The following is a 6673-nucleotide window of genomic DNA, read 5'->3' on the forward strand; positions in this document are numbered from 1 at the left end:
CGTGCCCAGGATGACATTGTAGATGCCCTGATTCACCAAAACGCTTTGGGCTTCCTCCCATACAATGGTGCCGGCCACATCCGCATCGAACAGGCGAAATGTCATGGTGAGGGTGCCATCCACCGGACCGCTGAGATCCTCGATACTGCCCTGGTAATTAATCTCCGCCGGCACGGCTGCCAGAACCGCAGTTGCTCCCCAGATCAAGAGTATGAACAATAGACCAATCAGCCTTTTCCATTGTCGATTGCCTGCCATCTCGTCTCCTCCTCCGGTTGCGGTGTCCACCCCAAAAAAAAAGCCGAACTGCCCCTAAAGTGACCTTGACGATGTCACCCTCGGCAGCCCGGCTGTCTATGAATAACCCGAATCCAGCTAAATCAACAAAGGAACGAGATCATTAGACCCGTGGTTTTCCGTCCGCACCTCACGGTGGGTTTGGCTTTAGCAAATTGTATTTTGATGATTGGATTAATTAATGTTTGCAATGGATAGGGGGTAATGTCAATCAATTAGTTTTTGGCCTGTTGCTGGTATGCAATGGGTATCTTGCGAAAAAACACCTTGTTAAAACCGTTGATTTCTCCAACGTATTACCAACCGTACATACCAATTTTTAACATCCGCAGTTACAAGAATAACGTTGGCTGGAATCTCTTGATTACACTTCATCCATGCCAAGCCAAATAGTCCAATCTGACACTCGAAAGTGCAATGTGTTAACAAGGTGTTAATAATTTTCGGCTTTTCAAAATCAAAAAGGGTTGCCATGATCATCGGCAACCCTTTTCAAATGGGGAAATAAGAGTAAATATCAGCACAAAACCGCATGAAAAAAGGGTTTACAGAATTAAAACTCTGTAAACCCTTTGTTTTTCGATGGTGCCGAAGGGGAGACTTGAACTCCCACTGGGGAACCCCAACTAGACCCTGAACCTAGCGCGTCTACCAATTCCGCCACTTCGGCACGTTTCAGCCTGAATTCAAAAAGGTTGATTTCAAACTGAAGATGCACTAACTATAGTCTTTTGATTTTCGTGTCAAGCTCATTTTTGTGGTTAAATGAAAGATCATGGAAATTATACAAGACATCGAAACCATAAAAGAACCTTTCCCGTCTGCCGTCATTACCATTGGTAATTTCGACGGTGTGCACATCGGCCACCAGGCCCTTTTTCATGAGGTGCTCGAACGGGCCGACGCCCTGGGCGGTACGGCCATCGCCATGACCTTCGAACCCCATCCCATTCGCGTGATCACCAGAAACGGGCACCCACCCCTGATCACGCTGTACGAGCAGAAAACGGAACTGATTGAAAAGGCCGGCATCGACGTGCTGATCTGCATTCCCTTCACCATGGACTTTGCCGCCCTGTCGGCACGCATCTTTGTTGAGGATATCCTGGTAAGACGGATCGGGATGAAGGCCATCGTCGTCGGCCAGGATTACACCTTCGGCAACCGGCGCGAGGGCAATGTTAAACTGCTCAAGCGCTACGCAGAGGAACTTGACTTCGAGGTAATCGTGGCGGACTGGATCCAGTCGTCCACCGTCGACAATGATCGAATCAGCAGCACGGCCATCAGGGAGTTGGTCATGGATGGTCAGATGGAGAAAGCCGGCAAGATGCTGGGCCGGGACTACCAGATACGCGGCACCGTGGCCCACGGCCGGGACCGCGGCGGCAAACTGCTGGGCATACCCACCGCCAACATCAATCTGCAAGACGAACTGTGCCCCAAAGTCGGCGTCTACGCCGTGATCGTCCAATACGACGGCCAGCGCTATTCCGGCGTGGCCAATATCGGATACAGCCCTACTTTCGACGACCATGTATTCACAGTGGAAGTCCACATTTTGGACTTTAAAAAGGATCTTTACAACCAGACGATCATGGTCAACTTCGTGCAGCGGTTGAGGGACGAAAAGAAGTTTTCCGGCATTGCCGAACTGGTGGAGCAGATCAAGCAGGACATCGGCGACGCCAGGGAGATCCTCGCTCCCCATTTTAAAATCTGACCTGATCGAATTGTATCATGGCACCGTGGGCATGACGGTCCACTTGCGGCGGGTTCAGCGCATTGGTCTGATCCGCGGTGAAGCTTGTCCACTCCGATTATTTTTCGTTTGAAAACCAAAAAATTATGCTTTAATTTACAGGGTTGGATGATTTGAACGCTCCCCGCGGCAAGCCGCGGGGAATGCGCTCGCTATCGCGGTTCAACGATTTAAAGAGGTTCAACACAGTGACGGTGTTAAACATACTCACATATCCGGACAAGTTCCTGAAAAAGCAGACCGCTCCCGTGGAGAATATCGATGGGGCCTTGCAGACCCTTTTCGACAACATGGCCGCAACCATGTACCAGGCCCCCGGTGTAGGCCTGGCCGCCCCCCAGGTGGGCATCGGGCAGAGCTTCATCGTATACGACATCGCTCCCCGTGAGAATGGGCAGGACCTGCATGTGCTCGTCAATCCGAAGATCGTCACCAGCGAGGGCGAAATCATTTCGGAAAACGAAGGTTGCCTGAGCGTGCCTGACTTTCGGGCGGACGTCAAACGATCCGAACGTATTCTTGTGGAAGGGGTGGACCGGGATGGCAACCCCCTGCGATTTGAAGCCGACGGCCTGCTGGCCATCGTCATTCAGCACGAGCTCGACCACCTCAATGGCACCCTTTTTATTGATCATATCAGTGCCTTGAAGCGGCAGATATACAAGCGTCGCGTGAAAAAGGAGTTGAAGCAACAGTGAACGGCCCCTTGAAAATCGTATTCATGGGCACACCGGATTTTGCCGTGCCGTCGCTGCGGGCCCTACATGACAGCGGCCACGCCGTTCTGGCCGTGGTCACCCAGCCCGACCGACCCAAAGGCAGGGGGCGCAAGCTAACCCCGCCGCCGGTAAAACAAGCGGCGATGCAGTGCGGCTACCCGGTTCTGCAACCCGAAACGGTGCGAACCGACGAATTTCATCAGTGCATGACCCAACTGGCCCCGGACCTGTTTGTGGTGGTAGCTTTCGGTCAGATCCTGCCCCAATCGCTGCTGAACATTCCCGTCAGGGGGTCAATCAACGTCCACGCATCACTGCTGCCACGGCACCGCGGCGCCGCGCCCATCCAGTGGGCCATCATCAATGGGGACCGCGAATCCGGCGTCACCACCATGATGATGGACAAGGGGATGGACACCGGGGACATTTTGCTGATGGAAAGAACCGTCATCGGGCCGGCTGAAACCGCAGCCAGGCTTCACGACCGCCTCAGCGTCATGGGCGCCCGCCTGCTGGTTCAAACCCTTGAAAAGCTGAACAGCGGATCTCTCCAACCCACACCCCAAAACCACCCCGAAGCGACCTATGCCCCCATGCTGAAAAAGACAGACGGGGAGATCGACTGGTCCATGCCGGCCGAACGGATCGAATGCCTGATCCGGGGCGTGACGCCCTGGCCCGGCGCCTACACCTTCAGCGACGACATGCGCCTGAAAATTTTCAAGGCCAGCGTTCTGAAACGGGAAATCAGCGTGCCACCGGGGACCATCCTCGAATGCTTTCCCGGAGAACTCCGGGTGGCCACCGGCAAATGGGCCCTGGCAGTCCAGGAAATTCAAGGTGAATCCGGCAAACGCCTGACCATCGACGATTTTATGTGCGGCTGCCGCCTGCCCGACGGCACCTGTCTGGGCTGAGATGCCGTGGCCAAAGCTACACGCCCAAACACACCCTTGCGGACAAAGCGCACGCAGGTCATTCCCGATCCCAGAACCTGTGCCCTTAATGTGCTGGATCGTTTGGACATCTCCCGCGAAACCCTGGACGCCGTTCTGGATGACCTTGCACCCATGACCATGGGTCTCTCCCGGCTTGACCGCGGCCTGTTCAACGGGCTGGTTTTCGGCGTGCTGCGCTGGCGGCTTCGTCTGGACGCGGTCGTGGCCGCGTACGCCGACCGACCCATTAAGAAAATCGCCCCACCGATCTTGAACATCCTGCGCCTCGGTTTGTTTCAACTCCAGTTCATGGACCGAATTCCGGCTTCGGCGGCCGTGAACACGTCGGTAAACCTGGCGCGAACGCAAAAGGCCGCCAAAGCGGCCGGATTTGTCAACGCCCTGCTGAGAAATGTGCTTCGCGACCCGGACCGGTTTCGTCTTCCCGATGCAGCTGACTCACCGATCGACCACGTAGCCATCACCAAATCCATTCCCCATTGGCTGGCCGCGCGCTGGATCGACCGCATGGGCCTTGCCGAAACCGAACGACTGTGTGATGCCGTCAACACCATTCCACCCATCACGGTGCGCTGCAACGGGTTGAAAAACAGTCCTGCCGAGCTGGCCTTTGCATTGACGACCCAGACGGAGAAGATTGCCATCAATGACGCCATCCCCGGCGTAATCAACCTGATCCACCCCCGCTGCCCCGTCTCGGAGATGCAGGCCTTTGTGGACGGCCGCTTTGCGGTTCAGGACGGCGGCGCCCAGCTGGTATCCCTGCTGCTGGCACCCCTGCCCGGAGAAGTCGTTCTGGATGCCTGCGCCGGTCTGGGCGGTAAGACGACCCATTTGGCCCAGATCATGCGGAACCAGGGCAGCATTGTCGCCATGGACAGCATACCTGCCAAACTGATCCGTCTGGAAAAAGAGTCCCGCCGTCTGGGGGCAACCATCATCAGGACCCGCCAGGCAGACCTTAACCGGCCGTTCACAGCCGACGACCTGCCCCGGTTCGACCGTGTCCTGCTGGATGCGCCCTGCTCCGGCCTGGGCGTGCTGCGCCGCAATCCCGACGCCAAATGGTCGTCCCGCCAAGGGGATATTTCCCGATTTGCCAGCCGGCAGGTTCGTTTTCTCGACCATCTCGCTCCGCTGGTCAAAGCGCATGGGGTCCTGGTGTTTGCCGTCTGCAGCATGGAGCCGGAAGAAAATGCAGCCGTGATCAAGACATTTTTGAAAAACCATCCAAACTTTGCTATACTCGGCCGTCAATCGAATAATGAGCACGCCGTGCGTCCCTTTTTGGGGGAGGACGGATTTCTGCGAACCGCCCCCCACATCCATCACATGGATGGTTTTTTCGCAGCGCGGCTTAGACGCATATACTGACAGGATATAACGCCATGCCCGTTTACGAGTATCAGGCCCTGGACGCCAAGGGAAAGACCATCACCGGAATCATCGATGCCGACGGCGCCCAGACCGCCCGGCAGAAAATCCGCACCATGGGCAGTTTTCCTGTCACCGTGAAAGAGGTTACGGAAGGCAAAAGCAGCAAGGAGAGCCGCAGCACCTCCTTTCAGGGCCTGTTCAGCCGTGTCACTCCGGCCCAGGTCAGCCTATGGACACGCCAATTGGCAACTTTGACCGGGGCCGGATTTCCATTGGTTACCGCCCTGACCACGCTGGTTTCCCAGACCAAAATCCAAGGCTTCACCAAGATGGTGGCCCGCATCAAGGATTCCATTGTCGAGGGCAACAGCTTTGCCTCCTCCCTGACGCTCTACCCATCCGTTTTCTCTCAAATCTACATTAACATGGTGCGCGCCGGTGAGACCTCGGGGACCCTGGAAATCGTGCTTCAGCGCCTTGCGGACATCATGGAAAAACAGCAGGAGCTCAAGTCCCGGATCCAGACCGCCATGGCCTATCCCATCCTCATGACGGTCATCGGCACGCTGGTGCTGTTTTTCCTGATGACCTTCGTTGTTCCCAACATCACCGGTATCTTCACGGAGATGAATCAGGTCCTGCCAACCCCGACCCGTTTCCTCATTGCTGCCAGCGATGCTTTCAAAAGCTACTGGTGGCTGCTGGTGATCCTGGCCGCCGCCGCTCTGGTCGCCCTGAAAATGTTCAGAAAAACGGAGCGGGGGCTTGCGGCCACCGATCGGTTGATGCTCTCCTTGCCCATCATGGGTCCCCTGCTGCAAAAAATCGCTGTGGCCCGCTTTTCAAGGACCCTCGCATCGCTGCTTGAAAACGGCGTGACCATGCTGCCGGCCCTGGAGATCGTCAAAAACATCACCGGCAATGTCGTGATCTCTGCACTCATCGAAAGCGCGTCCAATGAAGTCGAAAAGGGCCAGGGGCTGGGTTTGTCGCTGGCGGCCGACGCGGTATTTCCCGACCTGGCCGTACAGATGGTTCAGGTGGGTGAGCAGAGCGGGGAGTTGGAATCCATGCTTTACAAAATCGCCGACGTATATGAAAACGAGGTCCAGTCATCGATCATGAGCATGATGGCCATGCTGGAGCCGGTGATGATCCTGGTCATGGCCGTGGTGGTGCTGTTTATCGTCCTTTCCATCTGTCTGCCCATTTTCGAAATGAACCAGCTGGTGGGATAGGCAAAGGTTGTCGGGTTGGTTGATTGCGTGGCGCGCTCAACCTGTCGTCCGTCAAAGCCGGGAAAAGTTTATGAAAACAACCCTATTTCGGTGCTTAACCCTTGGATTGGTGACGGTGCCGAGCTTTCAGCCCAGGGTCCCGTCAAAGTTAATCGGGAACACCGATGAGGCGTAAGACGCGTTGGCCAAGTCTTGTGCAAGCGCGCAGGGCGGGGGCGATATAGCGTGCACCGGCCATACGAAGCAAGGAGATTGCAATATTGCGCAAGCTAGCCATGATCTGAGCGCCATTTCCTTTTCGGATTTGACAACGGTCTTCGT

6 protein-coding genes, 1 tRNA gene and 1 riboswitch are annotated in these 6673 nt (G+C 55.7%); of the genes, 5 read left to right on the forward strand and 2 right to left on the reverse strand.

All coding sequences use genetic code 11. From position 1 onward, the window contains the following. Positions 1-258: hypothetical protein (locus R6V78_RS20480; RefSeq protein ID WP_410291253.1), on the reverse strand; the 258-nt coding region annotated here is incomplete at its 3' end. Between the two features lie 79 nt (positions 259-337). Further along, a riboswitch (cyclic di-GMP riboswitch) is annotated at positions 338-453 on the reverse strand. 427 nt (positions 454-880) lie between these two features. Continuing rightward, positions 881-967: transfer RNA gene (locus R6V78_RS20485), tRNA-Leu, on the reverse strand. A gap of 105 nt (positions 968-1072) precedes the next feature. Between R6V78_RS20485 and R6V78_RS20490 the strand changes: the two genes are divergently transcribed. The 5 genes from R6V78_RS20490 (at position 1073) to gspF (ending at position 6352) form a co-directional block, all read left to right on the forward strand. Further along, positions 1073-2020, forward strand: a complete 948-nt coding sequence (locus tag R6V78_RS20490) for a bifunctional riboflavin kinase/FAD synthetase (protein WP_410291254.1) — start codon at positions 1073-1075, stop codon at positions 2018-2020. 227 nt (positions 2021-2247) lie between these two features. Next, positions 2248-2757, forward strand: coding sequence for a peptide deformylase (gene def, locus R6V78_RS20495; protein ID WP_410291255.1), 510 nt, complete (start codon positions 2248-2250; stop codon positions 2755-2757). After that, positions 2754-3695, forward strand: a complete 942-nt coding sequence (fmt, locus tag R6V78_RS20500) for a methionyl-tRNA formyltransferase (protein WP_410291256.1) — start codon at positions 2754-2756, stop codon at positions 3693-3695. The genes def and fmt overlap by 4 nt, the downstream gene beginning before the upstream one ends. Positions 3696-3701: 6 nt before the next feature. Beyond that, entirely contained in the window at positions 3702-5111 is a 1410-nt protein-coding gene (gene rsmB, locus R6V78_RS20505; protein ID WP_410291257.1) for a 16S rRNA (cytosine(967)-C(5))-methyltransferase RsmB, read from the forward strand. Positions 5112-5125: 14 nt separating this feature from the next. Then, positions 5126-6352, forward strand: a complete 1227-nt coding sequence (gene gspF, locus R6V78_RS20510; protein WP_410291258.1) for a type II secretion system inner membrane protein GspF — start codon at positions 5126-5128, stop codon at positions 6350-6352. The last annotated feature ends 321 nt before the right edge of the window (positions 6353-6673 follow it).

The sequence above is a fragment of the Desulfosarcina sp. genome, from assembly GCF_046496365.1.
Lineage (GTDB): Bacteria > Desulfobacterota > Desulfobacteria > Desulfobacterales > Desulfosarcinaceae > Desulfosarcina.

Excerpts from the sequence above, each read along its gene's own strand:
- R6V78_RS20490 (WP_410291254.1), top strand. The coding sequence starts at position 1,073 with ATGGAAATTATACAAGACATCGAAACCATAAAAGAACCTTTCCCGTCT.
- gspF (WP_410291258.1), top strand. The coding sequence starts at position 5,126 with ATGCCCGTTTACGAGTATCAGGCCCTGGACGCCAAGGGAAAGACCATC.